Origin of the sequence: Snuella lapsa, assembly GCF_039539345.1 — a bacterium.
Classification (GTDB): Bacteria; Bacteroidota; Bacteroidia; order Flavobacteriales; family Flavobacteriaceae; genus Snuella; species Snuella lapsa.
The window spans coordinates 1-23,307 of sequence record NZ_BAABCY010000004.1 but is presented as its reverse complement, the minus strand read 5'-3'; the positions used below and the strand labels follow the sequence as shown (position 1 = coordinate 23,307).

The window sequence follows — 23,307 nt, the reverse complement described above, 5'->3', positions numbered from 1 at the left end:
TATGATGGGAGACTATCACGTACGGTTCTGTGAGAGGCTCGGGGTGAAAATCCCCTTGTCTACTCGACACGAACACGTTAGGCAACATTTGAATGAACATTCTAAAAATAAAAATATTACCGATTCTGATTTTAATTTCTGGCTTTTCTTTTGGGCAAACAGAAACGGAATTGAGAATATCAAAACTAATAGAAAAACTGAACTGGGAAACAATCCCAATAACTTGTAATTATTCCTTAACTCTAACAGAATCTGATTCAATTGCAAACGAACTAGTTGACATTGGAAAGAAAGCTAACAAACAACTCTTAAACCAAATATCCAATCCTGAAAAATCTATTGGAATTCATATAATTCTAACTCGAATTAATGAACAAAAAAAGTATAACAAAATTGGACTTGGCACTAAATATATTTACCAAAATTGTAAAGATTTGATTGGTTGGCATTATGTTTATAATGGAATTGTTTGGGAGTGGTTTGAAGATAAAGGTCAAATTATTTCGGAATCTGAATTAAAAAAACTAACTGACTATTGGAATAACAAACTAATTGGAAATGGAGAATTAAAACTCTCTGAAAGCGAAGAAATCTTCAAGTCATTGACAGAATCCGACAATGAAAAATACCCTTGCATTGACAATAGAAATTATGTAAATAATTCGGTAAACATAAAAATTCAAGAACTTAACTCTCTTTTGGGGAAATCAAGTAAAAGCAAAGAAATTAATGAAGTGATGAATAGATTGGGTAACGATTCTACTCACACCTATTTTAAAGATTCCTACTTCATCAACTATGATACTGATGGAATATCCTTTAAGTTTAAAACAGACAGCACTTTATATTGTGTTTTTCTGGAAAAACAATATGAAGGAACTTTTTGGGGCGGAATTAATATGGACTACAGTAAACAGAAAATTGAAAGTATTTATGGTAAGCCAAAAGAAAAACAAGAATTTGGTGGAGGAATGGAGAATTTTTGGTATACAAAACCAAAATTTCAGATACAATTTAATACTGATAACAGAATTAAATATATAATGATTAATCAATAATAAAAACGTTGCCTAATAACTAAGCGTTCGTATGGTCGGTACGGCCAAACATGAACGCCGTGTTGACTGAACCGTTTGTTAGTCGGTTAGCCTACTATGGGGATTGCCTTGTATATAGAATAGCACCTTTTCGAAATATACCATACTTAGTTAAAACTACAATCATAAATTTTAAAGCCACATACTATCTAATGGAATTAATTCTCTTACTTTTATTCAAAAATGAGACTTTTTGTGAGGTCTCCCGTTGTGTTTCATTTAAGCAACCTAACTAAAAATAAACTGAATGGGAATATTTGGAAATCTATTTGGAAGTAAAAAACTAAAAACGACTGACTCTGATTTTGGAGAAATCGAGAGTTTTAGTACAAGAGGAAATGATGTTGGTTGGCAGATAAATAAAAGATATTTGAACTCTGACATTGAAATTCTAATCGCAGGAGACAAAGACGGAATTGCGGAAAATCAAAAACGGATTTTACTCAATGCTTTGAATAATGAAACGGAAATTAAATCTGAATCGGAAAAGGCTCTGAAAGAACAATATGCAAATGCGGAAATGGAATTTGAATCAATTGAAAATCATTTTGACCTGAAAGGAATTTCCGTGAGAGACGAGGGATTTGAAATGGCTTTTCAACAAAAAAATGACCCATACTATTTTTTTAATGTTCATTTTGAGAATAACAAACAAGTCGGGGTTTCAATAGATGGATAAATAAAATAAAAACTACACACAATAACTAAGCGTTCGTATGGTCGGTACGGCCAAACATGAACGCCGAGCCTGTCCTGAGCATCTCGACAAGCTCGGTACAGGCGCAATCGAAGGGTTGACTGAACCGTTGGTTAGCCGGTTAGCCTACTATGGGGATTGCCTTCTATATAGAATAGCACCTTTTTTAAATAATACCGTACTTAGTTAAAACTATAATCATAAATTTTAAAGCCACATCCTATCTAATTGAATTAATTATCTTACTTTTATTCTGAAATGAGACTTTTTGCGAGGTCTTCCGTTGTACAGCATTTGACCATAGATGAAAATTTTAGGTAAAGAAATAGAAACTGACTACAAAAATCGAATTAACAGAGTTTTTGAATACATTGATGAAAATTTGGATTCTGATTTGTCGCTTAAAACAGTGTCTGAAATTGCTTTTTTCTCACCATTTCATTTTCATCGGGTTTTCAAATTTGTAACAGGCGAAACCTTGAATGAATACGTGACGAGGCGGAAAATCGAAAAGTCTTCTTTGGATTTGTTGCATAAGAACATAACTACAACAGAAATAGCTCACAAATTTGGATTTAGTGACAACTCTTCCTTCTCACGAACCTTTAAAAAATATTTCGGAGTAAGTCCGACTGAATTTAAAAAGCAAAACCCGAACAGACATAGCAAGATTCGTCAACTTGAAAGCAAGAATAGACAAGACTATCCTGAATACGAGAAATACATTTATGTTATTGATAATCTTAAAAATTGGATAAAAATGAACGCAAATGTAGAAATCAAAGAAATGCCGAAAATGGAATTAGCTTACGTATCAAGTATCGGACCTCAAAATCTCGAAACAGCTTACGGAAAGCTAATGCAATGGACAACACCAAAAGGACTGATGAATGAACAAACTAAAATGGTTACCATTTATCACGACAGCTTTAAAGTTACTCAATCATGCAAAGTAAGAATGAGTGCTTCCGTTTTACTAAATAAATCTGTCGACACAGAAGGAGAAATTGGACTAACAACAATCGAAGCTGGAAAATTTATAGTTGGAAGTTTTGAAATCGGTTTGAACGAATTTGAAAAGTCGTGGACTGGACTATTTGTCTGGATGAACGAAAATGGATATAAAAAAGCTGATAGAGAACCGTTTGAAATTTATCACAATAATTTTAATGAGCATCCTCAAAGAAAAGCTATTGTTGACTTTTGCATACCGATTGAATAAAAAAAACGCTGTACAACATTGATAGCCGTTATACAAGCCCGTGATTTTGTGAAAACAGGATACATAAACGCCCATTTTAAGGGCGTTTATTGATTTTTTTAAGTATTAAGTTCTAATTTCTAGATGGCCATATGGGCTTAAAAAACCTTTTAAACGACGATAGAAATTGAGCTCTGGGACGCGAACGCTTAACTGAAAGTTATTGAATAATTTCTCCTGATAGTCCTTTTTGCCTTGCATTCCTAAAAATAAGAACTTTCATGCAATTCTTGAAATTTTAAACTATATTTGATTGTTGTGCAATAGGCACAACGTGTAAGAGCAATAACGGCTGAATTTCCTAATCGGAAATTCAACTCGTTATGCTAAATTAGGAGAGTCAGCGGAAAGTACCCACACACTTTCCCATTACTGAAGCTTACACAAAAACGTTAGCTACAATGTCGAAAATGAGAATAGCAATTATCATAATAATTATATTATTTCAGTCTCAGATAATAAATGGACAAGAAGATGCATTTCCATACATTACAAATAATGAACTATACGGAGATTTAAAAAAAGGACTTCCCGAAGAAGATACAATAGTTGAACTAAAAAAAGACGGAATAGTTTTAGGTAAAGGTGCGCTCGCAGTCAGTAAAGAACATGGAGTAAGTGACTTGAGAGTTGGGTATTGGAAAGAATACTCTGAAAATGGAAATCTAAAAATGGAAGGTCACTATAAATTAAGCTCATACCTCGGCTGTGGTGTAGGTGGACTATTTCGTGCTTTTATCTATTATCGGACAGGACTTTGGAAAATTTATGATGACAGTGGCAACCTGAAATATGAGCTGACTTTTGAGCCAACTGAATTGCATGTAAACACTACTTGCGAAGGTGGAGATAAATTATTGTTTGGCATAATAAAGGAAATCCCTCTTAAATATTGGGGAGATTTGACAAGTGACAAAATATTTGAATTACAGAAAATCCGAATAAAAGACGATTATTCGACTGAAATTTTGACCCCACTAAATGGACGAATATTTATAGAAACAAAAAATAAAAAAGCACAATAGCTAAGGGTTGCACAAGCCCGTGATTTTGTAAAAACAGGATATATAAACGCCCATTTTAAGGGCGTTTATTTATTTTTTTAAGTATTATGTTCTAATTCCCTAATGGCTATATGGGCTTAAAATGGCTTTCGTATGGCGCCCCTGCGAACTGTTAACCTTGGTGATATTACGCTCGTACTCGGCGCGGTAATGCGCTACGGTAAACTTCTTTTCCTGGGTGCTCTTACCCAAACTAATAAGCCGCTTTCTGACAAATTCAAATTTAAATGGTTTAAAGGTTTTAAATCCTTAACTTTGGTGGTTGTATTAATCATAAAATCAATCAAAAAAATGAAGGTTAGGAACGGTATAAACTTATGTTTTGTAATTGCTTTTTTAGTGTTTCAAATTAATGTGGTGGCACAAGTAAAAGTAGACTCCTCCAGGGTTGTTAGAGTGTTAACCTACAATATTTATCACGGTGAGACTGTTGATACTGATAAAAAGTTCGATTTGGACCTGCTGGCAAAAATAATTGGTGATACGAGACCAGATTTGGTCGCTATGCAGGAAGTTGATTTTAAAACCAAGCGTGCCAGAAATTTTGATTTGGTTACCGAGCTGGGGCAACGCACAAAGCTCGTACCGCTGTTTGGAAAAGCGATGGCTTTTGATGGAGGTGAATACGGCGAAGGTATTTTATCGCGTTATACGTTTTTAACCACACAGAACCATGCGTTGAATGCTCGTGAAGGAAAAGAACCGCGCGCAGCTTTGGAGGTCAAGATTGTTTTGAAAAGCGGCGACACGATTCGTTTTGTGGCTACACACTTAGACCATACTAAGGATGAGACCGATAGGATAATGCAGGCTAATGAGCTTAATGCTATTTTTTCGGATAACATGCCTACTATTATGGCGGGAGATTTAAATGCATTACCGGAGAGTGAGACGATTAAAATATTATCTAAAAAATGGACCTCTTCATTTTTGGATAATGCCCCGACCTTTCCAGCTATAGATCCGAAAAAGAAAATTGATTATATTCTTTATAAACCAGAAGGCAGATGGCGTGTTTTGGAAACACATGTCATTGATGAAAAAAAGGCTTCTGACCATAGACCGGTTTTAAGCGTGTTGGAGTTATTGAAGCCCTAAATAAGCACGTTTTATGGATGAATTGGTAGATATACTTGATGCGCATGGAAGTCCTACAGGAAGGACATGTTTAAAATCGGTGGCTCATAAAAGGGGTTATTGGCATCCTTGTATTCATGTATGGCTTTACACTAAAAGAGGTGAGGTCGTAATACAAAAGCGGGTGGCCGACAAGGATACATTTCCAGATCTATGGGATGTTTCTGTAGCGGGACATATTGGAGCAGGTGAGGTTCCCTTATTGGCTGCTCAAAGAGAATTGTTTGAGGAGTTGGGGGTTGATGTTAAAACGGGTGCTCTAGAGTTTATAGGAAATCATACAACAGATCATATGCATAATGCCATGCTTATTGATAGGGAGTATCACCATGTGTATATCACGGAGCTTACTATACCATTAAGTCATTTGAAATTACAGGCCGAAGAGGTGTCTCAAATAAAATTGATAGCTGTAGATAGCTTAAAAAAGGATTTGTTAGATGACAGATTGAATAAAAAGTATGTCCCGTATACAAAGGAATATATAACAATGGTATGCCAGGCCATTAAGGAAAGAGTTGATGTGGCTTAAAATATTAAAAGGGTTTTATGATTTGAGTGCAACCATAAAGCCCTTTTAAAAACAGTTATTGACTAATTCAAATAATATATTATATATCAAATATATTCAACTCTCTTGAAATTATCTACTAGTTATTCTGCTAAATATGATACTTTTTTTGCCTTATCCTCCATTAAGTAGGAATAATCTGTTGTTTTGTGCGTAAAAATCTTGTGTAATTACAAAAATACATAGGCTTGTTATTTTCCTAAAAGCATTTTAACTCCTGCTATAATCACAAAGACCCCAAAGACTTTTTTTAAGGTTTGCTGATTTAAGTTAAGTGCTATTTTTGAGCCAAAGTAGCCCCCAATTATAAAAAGTACGGCAACAATTAATGCTATTTTCCAGTCAATGACACCGGCCTTGTAGTAGTTGCGTACAGCTAAAAAAGTTACGGGAGGTAGCATTACGGCTAAACTCATGCCTTGTGCTGCATGTTGAGAGAAACCAAGGAAGAATACAAACATTGGAATCATTATAAGTCCACCACCAACACCAAGTAAGCCACTAAAGATTCCAGTTAATAAACCTATTACAATCAGGGTAATAATTGTTGAAGTTGTCATTTTCATTGAATTATAGTATTGTATTTGCCAAATGTAATATTCCTATTTCAATATTTCTCAATAATGATCCTTATAACATATTTATTATTTAGCCTCAATGTTTAAATCGCTACTCATACCCGGGTGTTGGGGTACTTTATAATAACCATCGGTAATTTCAACGGGATGTTTAAAATGTGATTTCAAATGTGGGATATGCTCCAAAAATAAGGCTTCGTGTCCCATCGCAATATGATTGAATAAAACAAGGTGTTGATGGATCTGTCCCATGTCACCAACGTGTGGAACTACAGGGATGCCATACTTTTTAGACATTAGGCTAATGGTGATAAATTCTGAGACACCCCCAACGCGAACAGCATCTACTTGATTAAAACTCATGCAGCCCGATTGTATAAAATTTTTAAAAATAACCTTATTGGGCACATGCTCTCCCAAAGCCAATTTTACGGGGGCTATTTCTTTAGCCAAGCGTACATGGGCATTAACATCGTCGGGATGTGTAGGTTCTTCAATCCAATATGGATTCATAGCTTTAAGTGCTTTACATACTTCGATAGCCTTGGGTAAATGCCATTGCTGGTTAGCGTCTAACATAATGGTTGCCTTGTCACCAGCTGTTTTCCTTACCAATTCAGCTCTGCGAATGTCTCTTTGGGAGTCGGCTGAGCCTACTTTAAGCTTCATGGCGGTAAAACCAGCATCCATAGCCTTTTTTATGTTTGCTCTTACCTTGTCGTCACTATAATTAAACCATCCTATTGAGGTGTCGTATCCCGGATAGCCAGTTTGTAATATATTTAGACGTTCTGATTTGGTGGTAGCTTGTTTGGATAGCAGCGAAATAGCCTCTTCGCGTGTTAAAATATCTTCTAAATAGGATAGGTCCAGCGTGTTAACAATATGTTCGGGAGGCAAGTCGATTAGTAGTTTCCATAGGGGGACTCCTTTGGATTTTGCCCATAGATCGAAACAAGCATTAACTACCGATGCAAGGGCTAAGTGTACAACACCTTTATGGGGGCCTAACCAACGAAAGTTGGGATCGTCGGTCATAGCTTTATAAGTAGTACCAAAGTTAGCCATTAAATCGTTTATCTCTCTACCTTCAATGTGTTTGGACAAGTAATCGATAGCTTGGCAAACGAGCATATTTCCTATACCCAGAGTAAAAGCTAAACCAGTGCCTTCAATGCCATTATCGGTATGTAGTTTACAAACCGCATAGGCATAAATAGGTGTTGTGTGTACAGCATCTGATCCGGCACCTTCTTTTAATTTAAATTGGGTGTCGGCAGAGCTTACTTTTTTTATTAAGACAGATTTATTCATTTGTTGATTTTCTATGTGTGGTTTTGGTTAATAGTTGGTTCTATGGATAATTCCTATCTCATTAGCGGGTTTGTTTAATTCCAGTACAATTACCGATGCTATGGGATCGGGTAACTCTTGCGGTATAGCAAGGGTTATATGGTTTTTGTTTTGATTGACAGTTACTTTGCTTTTCCCATCCAAGAAATAGGCTTTTTTGATTTTAACTCCTTTTTGAAATGGTAATTTTATTGTTTGGTGTTGTTTGTTTAAAAGGTGAATGTAAATTTTTTTGCCCTTTCTGGTACTCACCATATAATCGGTGGGAAGGAAAGGCCCCCCGTCGGTGCCGTATACGGCTTCACCATTTATTTTTAACCAATTGCCCATTTCTTTGAGACGATCGATTTGACGTTGTTCGATACGACCATCTGGCATGGGACCAACATTATAAAGTAAATTACCACCGCCGCCAGCTGTTTTGATGAGCGTAAGAATACTTTCCTTTAGAGATTTCATTTTGTCATTGGGTTTCCATGCCCATTGTTTGGCTATGGTCATACAGGTTTCCCAGGGATTTTCAATATTGAATTCTCCTATACGTTGTTCTGGTGTTAAATAATCCCCCGCATATTTATTGCTTCGAGGCTGATCCTTTTTGGTCATTGCTTCAATCTCTTTGTCAATACGGTCATTAACGATGATGTCCTTCTTTAGACTACGCAGATAAGCATATAGTTCCATGCCCATTTCATGTGTGTAGGCGTCTTCCCAGCCACCGTCGAACCAGATTAGAAAGGGATCATAATTGTCTATTAATTCCTTTAGCTGATCTTTCATATATTGAAAGTAGATTGTCATGTTAGACGTTTCCTTGGGTCTGGGATCGTTGCCATAACGTGTTGCATAATGCTCATGTTTCCAGTCGGCAATCGAGTAATAGACTCCAAAGAGCAAGCCTTGCTTTTTACATTCATTTGCGAGTTGTTTTACCACATCTTTAGCATAGGGGGTACTGGCCATGTCGTATTTGGTATATTTACTGTCCCAAAGACAAAATCCGTCATGATGTTTTGTGGTAAGGACAATGTATTTCATGCCGGCATCTTTGGCTGTTTTTACCCATTTTTTAGCATCGAAAAGTGCTGGATTAAATTCTTTATATAAATTATCGTATTCTGTTATTGGGATTTGTTTGCCCCGAGACCAGCCAATTTCTTCACCTCTCAGGGACACAGGCCCCCAGTGGATAAACATACCAAAACGCATGTCCATAAAATGTTCTATGGCAGACTTTGGTGATTCTAAGTGAGGGTTCGCTTCACCACCTCCCATATTTTGAGCACTTAAACCACCAATGAATAGGGATGCTGTAATAAGTACTATTGATTTTAATGTGTTCATTATTTAATTTATTGTGAGTTATTTTATGTTTGATATTGTAATACCTCCTTTTTCACTTGACATATAGGCTGCTTCTACCAGTTTCATGGTTTCGAAGGCGTCTTGTGTACTATGGGGTAATGCTACGCTTTTATCCAGTACATGCCGTTGTAATCCAGCCATAGTGCCGACAAAGGCTTCAGGGAACCACCCACCTTTAATTTCAATTTCTTTCCAATCGCTTTGTTTGTCGTCTAACAGTTTATATTCAAACTTAGCAGGAACCCCTCTTGGATAATCCATGGATAAACCAATGCGAATTTTTATGACACCTTTGGTGCCTTCTATTTTGAAATAAGATTGCTGGTGTTTCAGTCCGAATTCATGTCCGTGATTCGTGATTATTCTTGCTTGTGTACAAGCATCATAATCTAAAATCATGGTTGTTCTGGTAGAAGCCAGTGCTTTCATTTTGGGATGTTTTAGCGTACTGGCATAAATTTTTTGAGGGTTTCCCAAAAAACTACGGATTAAATCTAAATAGTGCACACTGTGATACAGGATTTCTACTCTGGGGAGTTGAAATAGAAAATCCCATAAATGCCAAGGGGTATATACACAAACCATAAGCTCCATGTCGTATATATTGCCCAATAACCCCCGATCTATCATGTCTCTTGCTGCTATGATATAAGGCGCATACCTTAATTGAAAATTTACAGCCGATATTAGTTTTTTCCTATTGCAAATTTCAAGTATTTGTTTGGCTTCTTCCAGCGTTTCGCCCATTGGTTTTTGGATAAGAACAGGAGATCCATCGGGTAATTGCTCTAAAATTTCGGCATGTAAATTAGCTGGTAGCGCTAAATCGAAAATGGCATTATGTTTTTGTCCTTCAGAAATTAGTACTTCTAAGGAAGGGTAAACATGTTCTACAATATCAAAATCATTCTTAAGGGCTTCTGCCCTGGATATTGTTTTGTTATAAATGCCCAATACTTTAAAACCAGCCATAGTATAGGCTGGCAAGTGCGCATCTTTTATTATACCTCCTGCACCTATAATGACTATTGGAAGTGGCTTTTTAGGTAATATGGGCTGTTGTGATAAAATCATAAGCTACTTCTTAATGTTAATTTCTATTGCTGTAACCTTTTTCCTTGTAATGGTTAAGCAGGGCTGTTAATTTATTGACTGTATCGGGATGCTGATCATAAAGATTTGTGGATTCCGAAGGGTCGTTTGTTAAGTTGTAAAGTTGTCCATTGGTAGTAACAGGAATGCCTGATATCTTTAGGCTTCTACTAAAACCGCCAGAGTCCTTTCCTAATATAAGTTTCCAATCTCCTTTTCTAATGGCAAAGGTGCCATTGATGGAATGGTGCACAATATCTGATCTTATTGCTTTATCTGTGCCCAATAAAAGTGGGGAAATGTCATAACTGTCTTCCATAGCTTTTTCTTGATCGTAGGGTATGTCCAAGAAGGAAGCTACGGTAGCCATAACATCCGTTAAACAGATAACTTGATTGCTAGTGCTATTGGCTGTTATTTTTTCTGGCCATGAAGCAATGAAGGGGACGCGGTGGCCTCCTTCCCAAATATCTGCTTTCATGCCTTTCCATGGTTTACTTGGATCATGGCCGTATTTTTTAACTGATGCAATAGCACCTCCCATATTAGTGCCATCTCTTTGGGGAGAACCATTATCGGATGTAAAGATGAGCAAGGTGTTGTTAAATTGCCCTGAAGCCTTTAAGGCTTCTACTATCTGACCTACGGACCAATCGACTTGGTGAACAAAATCGCCATAGGGGCCTATTTCGGTTTTGCCTCTAAAATTTGAGTTAGGTGCGATGGGGGTGTGTGGTGCTGTTAAGGCAAAGTATAAAAAGAAGGGCTGTTTGGTCTGTGATTGTTTTTTTATATAATTAACAGCTTTTTTTGTGATTTCGGGCATTACATTTTCTAATTTCCAGCCTTCGGCCATAGGCCCAGTTCCTCCATACATGTCTTGGGGTTTTAACTGGTTGGGGATCTTTGTTAGGGTATTATTTTCAAAGAAGGTATAGGGTGCAAAGTTGGGGACGTCGTCGCCAAAATAATAGTCAAAACCAGCTTCTAAGGGACCGCCTCCTAAAGGCTTTGAAAAATCGATGTGTTTCCAAAGATCATTACGTCCCTTGAGCTCCCAATCTCCAATAGCAATAGTGTCATTCATATAACCATTGGTAATATTAGAAGGCCATCGCCATCCTAAATGCCATTTACCAATACAAGCTGTAGCGTAGTTTTTGGTTTTTAATAGTTTTGGCAGAGTTAATTTATTCTTCGCGATTAGAGGCTTGTCCCACATCCATAATACGCTTTTCTTTAATTCGGTACGCCAAGCATATTGCCCGGTTAACAAACCATACCGCGTAGGGGTACAAACACTACTGGGGGTATGAGCATCGGTAAATCGAATACCTGTTTCTGCCAATCTATTAATGTTAGGTGTTGGTATTTTGGAATCGGCATTATAGATTTGAGGATCGCCATATCCCAGGTCGTCTGCTAAAATAATAACAATGTTTGGGGGTATTGTTTTACTATTCTTAATTGTTTTTTTGCAGGATGTGCAAAGTAATAGGACGCTAAAAGGTAAAAGAATATATTTTATTTTATTTCTCATACTTATATATTAATTAATGTCATAGGAAGCCATTTTTCAAGCGCTTTGCTTTTGGGATTAACCTTTTGAAATTGGGAAACATAATTTTGCCATTCTTTTTCTTGAGGCAGATTTGCCCATTTTTCACCATCTACTTCCATATCAAAATGTGGTGAGGTATCCATAATAAGGTAGGCTTGGTATTCATGGAGGTAAATTTCCATGTCTTTTATACCTATCTTGTCCATGTTCTTTAATATTTGGGGCCAAATAGTATCATATTGATGAAGCTTTATGTACTCGTTTCGTTTATTCTCGTTATTAACAAGCTCTAGAGCCATCACAATTCTTTTACTATTCTTTACTTTTTTTGAGAAAGGGTCTTTTAAAGGTGTTTTATGGAAGATTCTACGGAGTTGGACTGCTGTAATCAAATTGATGGTATCACTGATTAACTTAGCATCTGGACTCGTATTTTTATATTTGTTTAAAGAAATATTCAAGTCGGTTAAATTAAAATTGTAGGCAATGTCCAGAATCAAAAAAATGGTTTCTTCATTTTTATAAAGTTCTAAACTTTCTAGACCAGAAATAGGTAATCCTTTATTAATGAAGCTTTCTGTATTTAATGAAAAACCCATTTTTTCATATTCTTTGGTAGTGTATGAAAAACAAAATCGTTTTATGTAATTGGCTTTGGACATAACTAATAGAAAACACAGTAGATTATGAGCATGACTGCCACCAATGTAATACTAAGCATGTTTACCGTTTTTGATGATGCTTTAGCTTTTAGGTAGAACGTGTCAGGAATGTGCTGCTTTGAGGTGTCAAAATAGGAGACCAGTACATAAATGATCGAAGATATAATAAAGTATACATAGGTTTGTCGTAACCAGTTGATGCCTAAACCTTCTTGACTAGATACAAAATTTTTAATTCCATTAATTGTTGCGTATTTTTCTACGAGAAAAACGATAGCTGCAAAAAAGCTGCCTCCCAACAGGGTCCAAAAGGATGCGCTAGCTGTACCTTTTTTAGAAAGTATACCCCACAAGAATACAGCAACAATAGAGGGAGCAAAAATACTGAACATTTGGTTGATAAGTTCGAAGATTGCGCCCAAATCGCCTAAAAATGGCGACCAAGCCACAGCTAACAACAATACTGTAATGCTGGTAATTTTACCAATGCGTATTTTATTGGCATCGGACAGGTTAGGATTTAATTTATTGAACACATCGTACACAATAAGTGTGGAGCAACTGTTTAATGCGGCAGCTACACTACTCATAACGGCAGCTAATAAGGCAGCAACCATTAGTCCTTTTAGTCCAACGGGCATTAATTTTAGGATCATTATAGGTAATACACTTTTGGTGCTCGTGCCTATGTCGTCTTTAAATAGGGCAAAAGCTAGAATGCCAGGTATTACCATAATAAAGACGGGCAATATTTTTAAAAAACCAGCAAATAGGGCACCAAGTTTGGCTTGTTTTTCGGATCTGGCACCAAGTACGCGTTGTACAATGGTTTGGTCTGTACACCAATACCAAATGCCTAATACTAAATGCCCGAATAGGATATCTAAAAAAGTAAAGCCTTTTTTTGTTTCATCAAAACTAACGGCTTTTAGCCTATCGGGATCTACGGCTTCTTTTAAAGCTTCATAGGAATGTATGCCTACTTCGGGAAGTTTATAGATGGCCAATAGGGTAATGGTTAGTGAACCAATAATGAGTATAACAGTTTGTACGGTTTCTGTTACTACTACTGAAACTAATCCGCCAATAACGGTGTAAATACCTGTTGCTAAGGCAATAATGATAATGGATATAAAAATGTTTAGTCCAAACATTTTCTCAAATACAACAGCGCCAGCATAAAAACTAACACCTATATGCATAAACAAAGCTGCTAGAATACTAAAAACAGCCAATAATACTCTTGAGCGACTGTCGTAACGTTTTTCCAGAAACTCAGGAAGTGTGGTAATTTTTGTCCGTAAGTAAAACGGAACAAAAATAAAAGCTAATATAATGAGTTCGAAGGCCGAGAACCATTCAAAATTCCCCCATACGATACCGTCTTTAAATCCTGATTCGGCCAAACCAACTAAATGTACAGTAGAAATATTCGATGCAAAGAGTGAAGCACCAATTACAGCCCATGTTAACGATTTTCCTGCGAGGAAGTAGCCTTGACTGGTATTCTTTTTTTTACGACTATACCACAGACCTACAAAGATTATTAATATGATGTAGAGGATAATGATACATAGATCGATAGTTGAAATGGATGTCATGGGATTATGGTATTGGTTTGTGTAATGGTGTTATAAGCTTGTACTCCTTTTTCTGTCATGTGTGGCGTTAATAGATCCCAGACGTAAGTAGACATTTTAGGCTTTTGAACGTTTTCAAAATAGGGGAGAACCTCTTGTTGTGATTTCCAGAAAGTAATCATAATGCGAATGGTATGTTGTAGCCGTAAATACATGCCGGGAATCGTTTCTTTTTTAAAATACCCAAGCTCTGTAAACCTATCGTAAAAATGACTCATTTGGGCTTTACGTATTTGAAAGGTTTTGTTTAATAAGGCACTTACTTCGGGGTAATTTCTAGAAATTTCCAATACATCCAAATTAAAAAATAAATAGTCGTTATGGAATTGTTCTAACTTTATAAGCAGCTCATTAAAATGTAAAAAAGGATTTACTGCATGTTTCCCTTCTTTGTAAACTTGGGAAATATCTTTTTTCATTTGTTTATAGATAGCCATAAGCAAGGCTTCTTTGTTTGGGAAATGATATTCTAGGTTTCCATGGCTTATTTTTAGGGCTTTGGCTATGTCACGACTTGTCACATTAGTAACTCCTAAAGTGTTATAAGATATTATCGCTTGGTTTATAATACGTTGTTTGGTCTTCATTTTTAAACGAATAGGTATCAAAAATAATAATATTAGGGCAAATGCCCTAATAATTGTTTAAAAAATGATGGTTATTTTTTTATTAAGTTTAAAGTGCACGTTTTTAGTTACTTAATAAAGTTTTTAGAAAATATGTTTTGTATTTTGTGATAAGTAATTTCGTTAAAGTCGCTAATCACCTTATCTGCGTTAGAGTAATCTTGGTTTTTTGAGTGTAAGCTGTCAAACCCTATGCAAAAAATATTGGCAGCGTTAGCTGCTTTTATACCGTTAGTGGAATCTTCGATAACCAAGCAGTGCTTTTTATCATAACCAGACGCTTCAGCAGCTTTAACAAATATTTCGGGATGTGGTTTGGAGGCTTTTAAATCGGTGCCGCTTAATTTGGCTTTAAAATATTGGTTAAGATTAAAGCGATCAAAAATTCTATCAATATTGGGCATGGAAGCCGATGAAGCTAGTATTAGAGTTAATCCGTTGTTGTAGTAATCTTGTATAAGTTTTAAAACACCGTCTATAAGCTGGAAGTCATTATCGTTATCAAAAAGATACTTAAAGTGTTTTCGTTTAAGGGCCACAAGCATTTCTGGTGTTTTATCAATATTAAATTCTTCACACAACCGTTTGCATATGGTTAATGTGGTTTGGCCGGTAAATGATTCGTAAAGTGAATCAGAAACGTTTATATTAACATCATTAAACATATTGTGATAGGCTTTATGGTGTAAGGGTTCGCTATCGACAATCACCCCATCCATATCAAATAAAACAGCTTTTAGCATCTTGTGTTATTTTTTTGCGAAGATATGAGAATTAAGGCTAAAGGCCTAAATTGATTTTTAAGTGTTTACGGTATGATTTAAATAGCTTTGCAGTCTAGCTTCAAGACTTATGTTTATATTGCAACGGTTATTATTGACTATAAAAAGAGCGGAAGACTGCTTAAAAGATGGAGAAAAATAAAAAACAATCAAGTATTATAACAAACTCAGGTTTTCATCCAAGGAATAAGCACCAAACGGGATATGATTTAGAAATTTTGTGTGGAATACATTCAGATTTGCAGCAATATGTTTTTGAAAATAAATATCAAACAAAAACTATAGATTTTGCAAACCCTAAAGCCGTAAAAGCACTTAATACGGCATTGTTAAAGTGGTATTATAATATTGTTTTTTGGGAGTTCCCTGATAATAATTTGTGTCCGCCAGTACCAGGGCGTGTAGATTATATACATCGCTTATCTGATTTAATTGAAGGCGGGGAGGCTGATAGTGCCATACGTGTATTGGATATAGGCACAGGTGCAAGTTGTATTTATCCTATTTTAGGGCATGCTGAATATAATTGGCATTTTGTTGGAACGGATATTGATGAACTATCATTGAAGCATGCACAGCAAATAATTGTTAATAATAACTTAGAGGGTGTAATTTCTTTAAGGCATCAAAAAAATAAATTGAATATTCTTAAAGGGGTAATAACTGAAAACGATCTTTTTTTCATTACTATGTGCAATCCACCATTTTATAAATCGGAAGCGGAGGCCATAGAAGCTACTACCCGAAAGTTAAAGGGGCTTAATAGTAAAGTGCCTGGTATAATTAGGAATTTTTCAGGAACGCACAATGAATTATGGTGTAATGGTGGTGAAAAAGCTTTTTTGCATAATTATTTGTATGAGAGTTCTTTGTTTAAAGACCAGTGTAGGTGGTTTACTTCTCTAGTATCCAAAAAGGAACTTGTAAGAGGGTTAAAAGTGTCCTTAAAAAAATTAGGGGCAACAAAGGTTAAAATCATTAATATGGGGCAGGGGAATAAAACTTCGCGAATTGTTGCTTGGTCATTTGTAGAACAAAGCTAGTGTCGCTTACTTGAGAAGCTTGTATTTGTTTAGGCTCATGCCTGTTACTTTCTAAAATCGACTTTATAAAAAAGCCCAATTTGTAATCGGTGTAAATCCAAACCTTTTATTTTTCGATTTAAGTATCCCACTTGTACATTGGCAGATTTTAAAAGGTTAATGCCTAAAGCGCCGTATGCCCTATTTTCGGTAAAACCGTCATTGCTCTTTGTCTTTATCGTAGTTATAACTTCGTTGTTTAGTCTAATAAAAAATGTTTTGTTAAGCTTTAATTTAGTGCCCAACCTGTAACGTAAACGACTTTGCATGACATTTTTGGAAGGGGATGGTTTGTTTAGTAGTCGTTGTTCTATTCTAAATCTATGGTCTATAGGCAATTTTACTAGCTTGTGTTTATATCCGATTTGTTCGTACAAGCGGTTCTCGTAAGAGTGCGTGCCGCTTTTTTCAAAGCCTTTATCTATATCCATAAAACCGTATGAGAGGCTTGTTGTTAGTTTGGATGAAATATGGTAATTTAAAGCAACGTTTGTAAGTAAAAAATTGAAATTATCTGCAATTTCATAATGCCATGATTGGACACAGTTACTTATGCTAACTTTTTCCGAAATCCTATAATTACCTACGTAAGTAAACCAAGATCCTAATTGATTTTCAATAGGCGTTTGCGCAAAGGAAATGTTTACGCTTAAAAGGAATATTATTAGGATTTTGTTATATTTCATTCTAAAAAATTTATTTGATAAATCATAAAGGGAGTTCTAGTTCTTGCTAGAACTCCCTTTTGGTTAAACAAGAACCTATTAGAAGTGTTCGTGTAAGTGATGGTGTTCATCAATTAACGGCCCACCTTCAATGATTTGATCTGATGCTTGTTGTGCAAATTTCTCAAAGTTTAAGTGGAAAGAGTGTGCCAACTGAATGGCTTTACCCACATAAGCACCTTTTTGTAACCAGGTATTCATAGGATCTAAAATTTCGGTAGGAACACCAGGACAGTATTTAGGCATGTATAAACCGAAAATGAAGTTTTGTTCGTAATCTACATTGTCTAAATCACCGTTTAGGATGGCAGTAATCATAGCTCTGGTATATTTTAGTTTAATACGAGATCCAACGCCGTATGGTCCTGCGCTCCAACCTGTGTTAATTAACCATACATTAACACCTGCTTCTTGCATTTTTTTACTTAACATTTCACCATAAACGGTTGGATGTAAAGGCATGAATGGTTCTCCAAAGCATGCAGAGAATGATGGTACGGGCTCTGTGATGCCTGCTTCGGTTCCAGCTACTTTAGCTGTATATCCTGAAATGAAGTGATAAGCAGCTTGTCCTGGAGTAAGCTTGGATACAGGAGGTAATACACCAAATGCGTCACATGTTAAAAAGAATATGTTTTTCGGATTGTTTGCATATAAAGTTTCCTGTATGTTATCTATATGGTATATAGGATAACTAACACGTGTATTTTGTGTTATACTGCTGTCTTCATAATCAGGTTCGCCATTGTCTTTAAATACAATGTTTTCAAGTAAGGCACCAGGTTTAACAGCTCTAAAGATGTCTGGTTCTTTTTCTTCGCTTAGGTCAATAACCTTTGCATAACAACCACCTTCAAAGTTGAAGATTGTGTTGTCGGCTGTCCATCCGTGTTCATCATCACCAATTAATTTTCTGTCGGGATCTGCAGATAGTGTTGTTTTTCCTGTTCCGGATAAACCAAAGAATATAGCAGTATCACCTTTTTTACCTACGTTAGCAGAACAGTGCATTGGAAGCACGTTTTTTTCTACAGGTAAAATCATGTTTAAGGCAGAGAAAATACCTTTTTTCATTTCACCAGTATAAGCCGATCCTCCTACTAAAGCTATTTTTTCAGTAAAGTTTATGATAGAGAAGTTGCCTTGTCGGATGCCATAAGCGGCAGGATCTGGGCACTCGTAACCGGGAGCACAAAGAATTAACCAGTCTTCTTTAAAGTTTTTGAGTTCTTTTTCACTAGGTCTTAAAAACATGTTATAAACAAACATATTGGACCAAGGTAACTCGGTTACAGTTCGTATGTTTGTTCTGTATTCTGGCTCAGCACAAACATAGCCATCTCTAACATAAATTTCTTTGCCAGAAAGGTACTCGGTAATTTCGTTTTTAAGTTTATCAAAGTTTTCAGGAGAAACAGCTTTATTTGTTTTTCCCCACCATACCTTATCGGCTGTATAGTCATCTTTAACAAGAAAACGGTCTTGAGGCGATCTACCAGTAAACTTTCCTGTATTGATGGCTAAAGTGCCATTGGCAGTTTCTTTACCCATTTTTTTATCAACTGTAATCTTTTGAAGTGTTTCAGGGGATAAGTTCCAATGAGCTTTCACATTTTTTAAACCGTAAGCTTCTAAGCTTGGTTGTTTTTTTAATGTTGCTAAATCTTCCATTTTAATTTGATTTTAAGGTTCTTATTGTTTTTTTGTTTAAAATGGCCAAAGTATTGGCACGAGTATCATTGATATAGTTAATAGTAAAAGTAATAGAGGGGCACCGACTTTTAAGTAATCCATAAACTTATAGCCACCAGCAGTCATAACCATTGCATTTGTGGTGGTTCCTATAGGTGTTAAAAATGCGGTAGATGCACTTATAGCGACTACAATCATAAAAGGCTCTGGAGACAGGTTTAAGGTGTTGGCTGCCAAAATGGCTATGGGAGCCATAAGAACAGCTGTTGCAGAGTTGTTGATTACTTGACTAAAAGTGGTTGTAAGTAAAAATATACCGCCTAATAATGCTATAGGATGTATGGTTCCTAGATAATCTACTAAACCATTGGCAATGACTTGGGCAGTTCCTGTTTTTTGAAGGGCTATGCCCATAGGTATCATTGCGGCAATCATGACTACACTGGTCCAGCTTATGCCCTTGTAGGCTTTGGAGACTGGTACACAACCGGTTAATAGTATGATACCTGCAGAAATTAGTGCTGCAATCGATCCTGGTACAATTTTAAATACCATAAATACAATCATTAGTAGTAAGGAACCTAAAGCTATGTAAGACTTTAAATTAAGACTTTCAACGTTTTTGGCCATGCCTTCTGGGCTACCGCAAATAACTAGGTTTTCATGTTGCTTTTTCAAATCTTCAATATGTTCCCATGTTCCTCGAATTAGGAAAGCATCACCTACTTTAACGGTTACTTCTTTTTCTTGTAGGGGTTTGTTGTTTCTTGACGCAGCTAGCAGTTGAATGCCAAACCTTTTGAAATACTCGCCCATTTTGTATTTTCTACCTACTAAGATAGAATTTGGATTTACGATTACTTCCGTCATGCCTACCTCTTGGTTGATGAGGTTGTGTTTTAGCTCATCGGTTATGGGTTCTAGGGGTAAAAGTCCAAGCCTAAAGGTTATCATCATTTTGTTAATAGCTTCTGTGTCACCTTTTAGGGTAATAATGTCATGGTAAAGAAATTCTGTGTTTGGATCTGGAAACTCAATGTAGGAAGGGATGCCTTTTAGTACATTGGGGTGTCTTCTTTTTATTCTAATGATAGATACATTGTAATTCTTTTCAAATTGCCATGCTTCTATTTTTGTGTTTAATAAGGGAGAAATAGATCTTACGCGCAATCGATAATAACCGCTATCAACTTTGTAGGCTTCAATCCAATTGTGTAAGGTAGATTCTATATTTACAGGCTTGTTGTTTGTTTTGTTGTTAGGTAACAACTTATAGCCAATGTATCTAAAATATAGCAGGGCAATGATTAAAAGGGGTAAGCCTATTAGCCCAAACTCAAAGAAAGAAAAGCCTTCGTAGCCAGAATCAACTAAGGCATTGCTAGCTATAATGTTTGGAGGTGTACCAGTAAGGGTTAACAACCCACCAGTGTTAGAACCAAAAGCTACGGGCATTAACATTTTAGATGGCAGGGTACCAATACTCCAGGCAGAAGAAATGCTTAGGGGCATTAAAGTTGCCACCGTTCCTGTATTGCTTACAAAGCCAGATAAAACACCTGCTCCAAGTGTTAAAATAACTAATAATTTGGGAATACTTTTTCCAGCCCATTCCACAAACTTTTTACCCGCCATGGCTGTCCAACCTGTTTGTGCGATACCTTCTCCTATTATAAAAAGGGCGGCAATCATGATTACCGTTGGATTGCTAAAACCACTCAGTGTTTCTTTAGCATCTAGAATACCAGTTAAAAATAGACTGAGCATTGATATAAGTGCTACGATATCTGGAGTGAATTTTCCCCAAACAAAGAGTCCAATAGTAATTATTAATATGAGGAGCATTAAATAAATCATAATTCAGTAAGTTTTAAACTACTATTTTGTCTAAGTAAATAAGGCATGATAGTTGATTAATTACATTGGTAAAATTACTATCTAATAGCTCGAATAATTATGACGAATGTCATGATTTGCAATTGTTGGTTCTTTTTCAAGAATTAGTGGTTTTTTGTTAAAATTGGTTTTAAAAAAAGTTACGAAAACGTATGCGTAATGTATAATGTTTAAGAATTGGTAAACTTTTTTATAAATTTAAATCCTGACAATTGCTTAAGAGCTAAAAAAGTATATAAAACATTATAAAAAGAGGTTAATTATATTAAAAGGAATATATGAAGTTAGACATTCTCGCCATAGGAGCGCATCCAGATGATGTTGAATTAGGTTGTGGTGCTACACTTGCCAAAGAAGTATCTAAAGGTAAAAAGGTAGGTATTATAGATTTAACCCGTGGCGAGTTAGGAACACGAGGGACGGCAGAGACAAGAAAAGCAGAATCGGAAGCAGCGGCTAATATTTTGGGTGTGGCATTTCGAGTTAATATGGGGTTTGCCGATGGTTTTTTTGTTAATGATAAATCCCATCAGTTAGAGCTTATTAAAATGATACGAAAATACCAACCAGATGTTGTTATTTGTAATGCGGTAGACGATCGGCATATTGATCATGGTAAGGGAAGTAAATTAGTAAGTGATGCTTGCTTTTTAAGTGGTTTGTTAAAAATTGAAACCCAATTGGAAAACGTTTCGGCATTGCAACCTGCTTGGCGTCCAAAGCATGTATACCATTACATACAATGGAAAAACTTAAAGCCAGATTTTGTGGTTGATGTATCTGAGTTTATAGATATTAAAATGGAAGCGGTTTTAGCTTACGAAACGCAGTTTTACAACGAAGCTAGTAAGGAGCCTGAAACCCCTATATCTACTAAGAATTTTACAGATAGCATTAAGTATCGAGCCAGGGATTTGGGACGTTTGGTAGGGGTAGAGTATGCCGAAGGTTTTACTACAGAACGCTTTATAGCGGTCGATAGTTTATTTGATATGAAATAGTTAGGATTGGTTTTGATTTTATTTTAGGAGAAGTATAAAAAATATTGAAAAAAGTCTTTGTAGAAAAGATTGAAATCAATTACATTTGCACACGCATTACAAAATGCATGTTAAATGGTGGTTGTAGCTCAGTTGGTTAGAGCGCCTGATTGTGGTTCAGGAGGTCGTCGGTTCGAGACCGATCTTCCACCCAAAATAAAAGCCTCTCGGTTTCCGAGGGGCTTCTTTTGTATTATACGGTTTGTTAAATATTTTGATTTAAAAAAGCACGCGTCTTTCTAAAAAAGAAAAGTGCGTGCTTTTTTGGCTTGTTAATTCGTTTAGTTAAGGAAAAACTAGCATACTTAGTTTTTGTCAACTACAATGCGTTCTTCTCTATTAGCCAATTCCCAAGCTGTGTAAAAAATTAAACGGGCTCTGGTTTCCAAAAGGTCGTAATGTATTTTGTCTGGTGTATCCGAAGGTCTGTGATAATCGTCGTGAGTACCATTAAAATAAAAGATAACAGGGATGTTGTTTTTTGCAAAGTTGTAGTGATCGGATCGGTAATAAAAGCGGTTAGGGTCACTATCAGAATTATAGGTATAGTCGAACGTCATATTTATATATTTTTTATTGACGGCTTCCGAAATGTTGTGTAGTTCGGTACTTAACTTATCTGAACCTATAAGGTATAGATAGTTTTCATTACTTTCATGCTTTTTGTCAACACGACCAATCATGTCAATATTTAGGTTTGCTACTGTGTTGGCTAATGGAAATACAGGGTCTACGTCTGCATAATAACGCGATCCAAACAATCCTATTTCTTCACCGGTAACATGCAAAAACAAAACAGAACGCTTGGGCCCATGTCCTTTTTCGGCTGCTTTTTGAAAAGCTTCTGCAATCTCCAAAATAGCTACTGTGCCCGATCCGTCATCATCCGCACCATTATTAATATCGCCATTTCCTGAGATGCCAATATGATCTAGATGAGCAGAAATAACAATAATTTCATTGGGTTTTTCTGAGCCTTCAATATAGGCCAAAACATTTTCTGAGGCTTTGGCTTTACCGTTAAAATATGAAGCAGGGATTTCCTGGAAATAATCGCCTTCGGCAATAGGTGATGGAATGCCTAAGTTAACGTAATGATCCTTTATGAAATTGATTGCTTTCTTTTGACCTGGTTCTCCTGTTCTTCTACCTTCAAAATCATCGGAAGCATAGGTATATAGCATTGTTTTTAGCTCTCCTGCTGTAATGCTTTTGGCATAATCGCTAGGGTTAATAGTAGTTGTTCCATTACTTTTACTCTGCGATGTGCCGCAAGCAATGATTATTAATGATGCGCTAAAAAGAAATAACAGTTTTTTCACACGAATAAATTTAAGTTAAACATTTAATTTTCAATATTTTATACAATTATCAGTTAAGGACACC

The 23,307-nt window shown here is 36.0% G+C and carries 21 protein-coding genes and 1 tRNA gene; 9 read left to right on the top strand and 13 right to left on the bottom strand.

All coding sequences use genetic code 11. The features are described 5' to 3' along the window. The first annotated feature begins 92 nt into the window (after positions 1–92). From ABD792_RS00280 to ABD792_RS00255, 6 genes are all read left to right on the top strand, one after another. Positions 93–1,058 carry a hypothetical protein gene (locus tag ABD792_RS00280; RefSeq protein WP_345003684.1) on the top strand — a complete coding sequence of 322 codons (966 nt, stop codon included), beginning with the start codon at positions 93–95 and terminating at the stop codon, positions 1,056–1,058. Between the two features lie 286 nt (positions 1,059–1,344). Continuing rightward, positions 1,345–1,776, top strand: coding sequence for a hypothetical protein (locus ABD792_RS00275; protein ID WP_345003683.1), 432 nt, complete (start codon positions 1,345–1,347; stop codon positions 1,774–1,776). 322 nt (positions 1,777–2,098) lie between these two features. Beyond that, positions 2,099–3,016 (top strand): AraC family transcriptional regulator, encoded by a 918-nt coding sequence (locus ABD792_RS00270; protein WP_345003682.1) that lies wholly within the window; start codon positions 2,099–2,101, stop codon positions 3,014–3,016. A 449-nt stretch (positions 3,017–3,465) separates the two neighbouring features. Then, positions 3,466–4,080: a toxin-antitoxin system YwqK family antitoxin gene (locus ABD792_RS00265; protein ID WP_345003681.1), complete on the top strand. Its 615-nt coding sequence runs from the start codon at positions 3,466–3,468 to the stop codon at positions 4,078–4,080. A 132-nt stretch (positions 4,081–4,212) separates the two neighbouring features. After that, on the top strand, positions 4,213–5,217 hold the full coding sequence (locus ABD792_RS00260; RefSeq protein ID WP_345003680.1) for an endonuclease/exonuclease/phosphatase family protein: 1,005 nt from the start codon (positions 4,213–4,215) through the stop codon (positions 5,215–5,217). Positions 5,218–5,230: 13 nt separating this feature from the next. Beyond that, positions 5,231–5,788, top strand: coding sequence for an NUDIX hydrolase (locus ABD792_RS00255; RefSeq protein ID WP_345003679.1), 558 nt, complete (start codon positions 5,231–5,233; stop codon positions 5,786–5,788). A 230-nt stretch (positions 5,789–6,018) separates the two neighbouring features. Here the strand turns inward: ABD792_RS00255 and ABD792_RS00250 are convergent, their stop codons facing one another. The 9 genes from ABD792_RS00250 to ABD792_RS00210 all read right to left on the bottom strand — a co-directional run bounded on the left by ABD792_RS00250 (position 6,019) and on the right by ABD792_RS00210 (position 15,447). Then, positions 6,019–6,387 carry a TSUP family transporter gene (locus ABD792_RS00250; protein ID WP_345003678.1) on the bottom strand — a complete coding sequence of 123 codons (369 nt, stop codon included), beginning with the start codon at positions 6,385–6,387 and terminating at the stop codon, positions 6,019–6,021. A gap of 84 nt (positions 6,388–6,471) precedes the next feature. After that, positions 6,472–7,719: an enolase C-terminal domain-like protein gene (locus ABD792_RS00245; RefSeq protein WP_345003677.1), complete on the bottom strand. Its 1,248-nt coding sequence runs from the start codon at positions 7,717–7,719 to the stop codon at positions 6,472–6,474. 27 nt (positions 7,720–7,746) lie between these two features. Beyond that, positions 7,747–9,102 carry an alpha-L-fucosidase gene (locus ABD792_RS00240; protein ID WP_345003676.1) on the bottom strand — a complete coding sequence of 452 codons (1,356 nt, stop codon included), beginning with the start codon at positions 9,100–9,102 and terminating at the stop codon, positions 7,747–7,749. Positions 9,103–9,120: 18 nt separating this feature from the next. Further along, positions 9,121–10,197: a Gfo/Idh/MocA family protein gene (locus ABD792_RS00235; protein WP_345003675.1), complete on the bottom strand. Its 1,077-nt coding sequence runs from the start codon at positions 10,195–10,197 to the stop codon at positions 9,121–9,123. Positions 10,198–10,213: 16 nt separating this feature from the next. Next, positions 10,214–11,755, bottom strand: coding sequence for a sulfatase family protein (locus ABD792_RS00230; protein WP_345003674.1), 1,542 nt, complete (start codon positions 11,753–11,755; stop codon positions 10,214–10,216). A 2-nt stretch (positions 11,756–11,757) separates the two neighbouring features. Continuing rightward, the gene (locus ABD792_RS00225; RefSeq protein WP_345003673.1) at positions 11,758–12,375 is read right to left on the bottom strand and encodes an L-rhamnose mutarotase; all 618 of its coding nucleotides are present in this window, start codon (positions 12,373–12,375) and stop codon (positions 11,758–11,760) included. Between the two features lie 65 nt (positions 12,376–12,440). Next, positions 12,441–14,039, bottom strand: coding sequence for a sodium:solute symporter family transporter (locus ABD792_RS00220; protein WP_345003672.1), 1,599 nt, complete (start codon positions 14,037–14,039; stop codon positions 12,441–12,443). Next, positions 14,036–14,665 carry a TetR/AcrR family transcriptional regulator gene (locus ABD792_RS00215; RefSeq protein WP_345003671.1) on the bottom strand — a complete coding sequence of 210 codons (630 nt, stop codon included), beginning with the start codon at positions 14,663–14,665 and terminating at the stop codon, positions 14,036–14,038. The genes ABD792_RS00220 and ABD792_RS00215 overlap by 4 nt, the downstream gene beginning before the upstream one ends. 107 nt (positions 14,666–14,772) lie before the next feature. Beyond that, a complete protein-coding gene (locus tag ABD792_RS00210) occupies positions 14,773–15,447 on the bottom strand; it encodes an HAD family hydrolase (protein WP_345003670.1) in 675 nt (224 codons plus the stop codon). Between the two features lie 167 nt (positions 15,448–15,614). On the opposite strand from ABD792_RS00210, the gene rlmF reads away from it, so the two are divergent. Next, positions 15,615–16,529 carry a 23S rRNA (adenine(1618)-N(6))-methyltransferase RlmF gene (gene rlmF, locus ABD792_RS00205; protein WP_345003669.1) on the top strand — a complete coding sequence of 305 codons (915 nt, stop codon included), beginning with the start codon at positions 15,615–15,617 and terminating at the stop codon, positions 16,527–16,529. A 44-nt stretch (positions 16,530–16,573) separates the two neighbouring features. On the opposite strand, the gene ABD792_RS00200 is transcribed toward rlmF, so the two are convergent. The 3 genes from ABD792_RS00200 to ABD792_RS00190 form a co-directional block, all read right to left on the bottom strand. Beyond that, complete coding sequence (locus tag ABD792_RS00200) at positions 16,574–17,254, bottom strand: DUF2490 domain-containing protein (protein WP_345003667.1); 681 nt, start codon at positions 17,252–17,254, stop codon at positions 16,574–16,576. Positions 17,255–17,332: 78 nt separating this feature from the next. Beyond that, positions 17,333–18,964, bottom strand: a complete 1,632-nt coding sequence (gene pckA, locus ABD792_RS00195; protein WP_345003666.1) for a phosphoenolpyruvate carboxykinase (ATP) — start codon at positions 18,962–18,964, stop codon at positions 17,333–17,335. Between the two features lie 36 nt (positions 18,965–19,000). Next, entirely contained in the window at positions 19,001–20,842 is a 1,842-nt protein-coding gene (locus ABD792_RS00190; RefSeq protein ID WP_345003665.1) for an SLC13 family permease, read from the bottom strand. Positions 20,843–21,159: 317 nt separating this feature from the next. Here ABD792_RS00190 and bshB1 point away from each other — a divergent pair, with 317 nt between their 5' ends. Then, entirely contained in the window at positions 21,160–21,882 is a 723-nt protein-coding gene (bshB1, locus tag ABD792_RS00185) for a bacillithiol biosynthesis deacetylase BshB1 (RefSeq protein WP_345003664.1), read from the top strand. A gap of 116 nt (positions 21,883–21,998) precedes the next feature. After that, positions 21,999–22,074, top strand: a tRNA-His gene (locus ABD792_RS00180). Between the two features lie 152 nt (positions 22,075–22,226). Here ABD792_RS00180 and ABD792_RS00175 read toward each other — a convergent pair. After that, positions 22,227–23,243 carry a M28 family metallopeptidase gene (locus tag ABD792_RS00175; protein ID WP_345003663.1) on the bottom strand — a complete coding sequence of 339 codons (1,017 nt, stop codon included), beginning with the start codon at positions 23,241–23,243 and terminating at the stop codon, positions 22,227–22,229. Positions 23,244–23,307 lie beyond the last annotated feature (64 nt).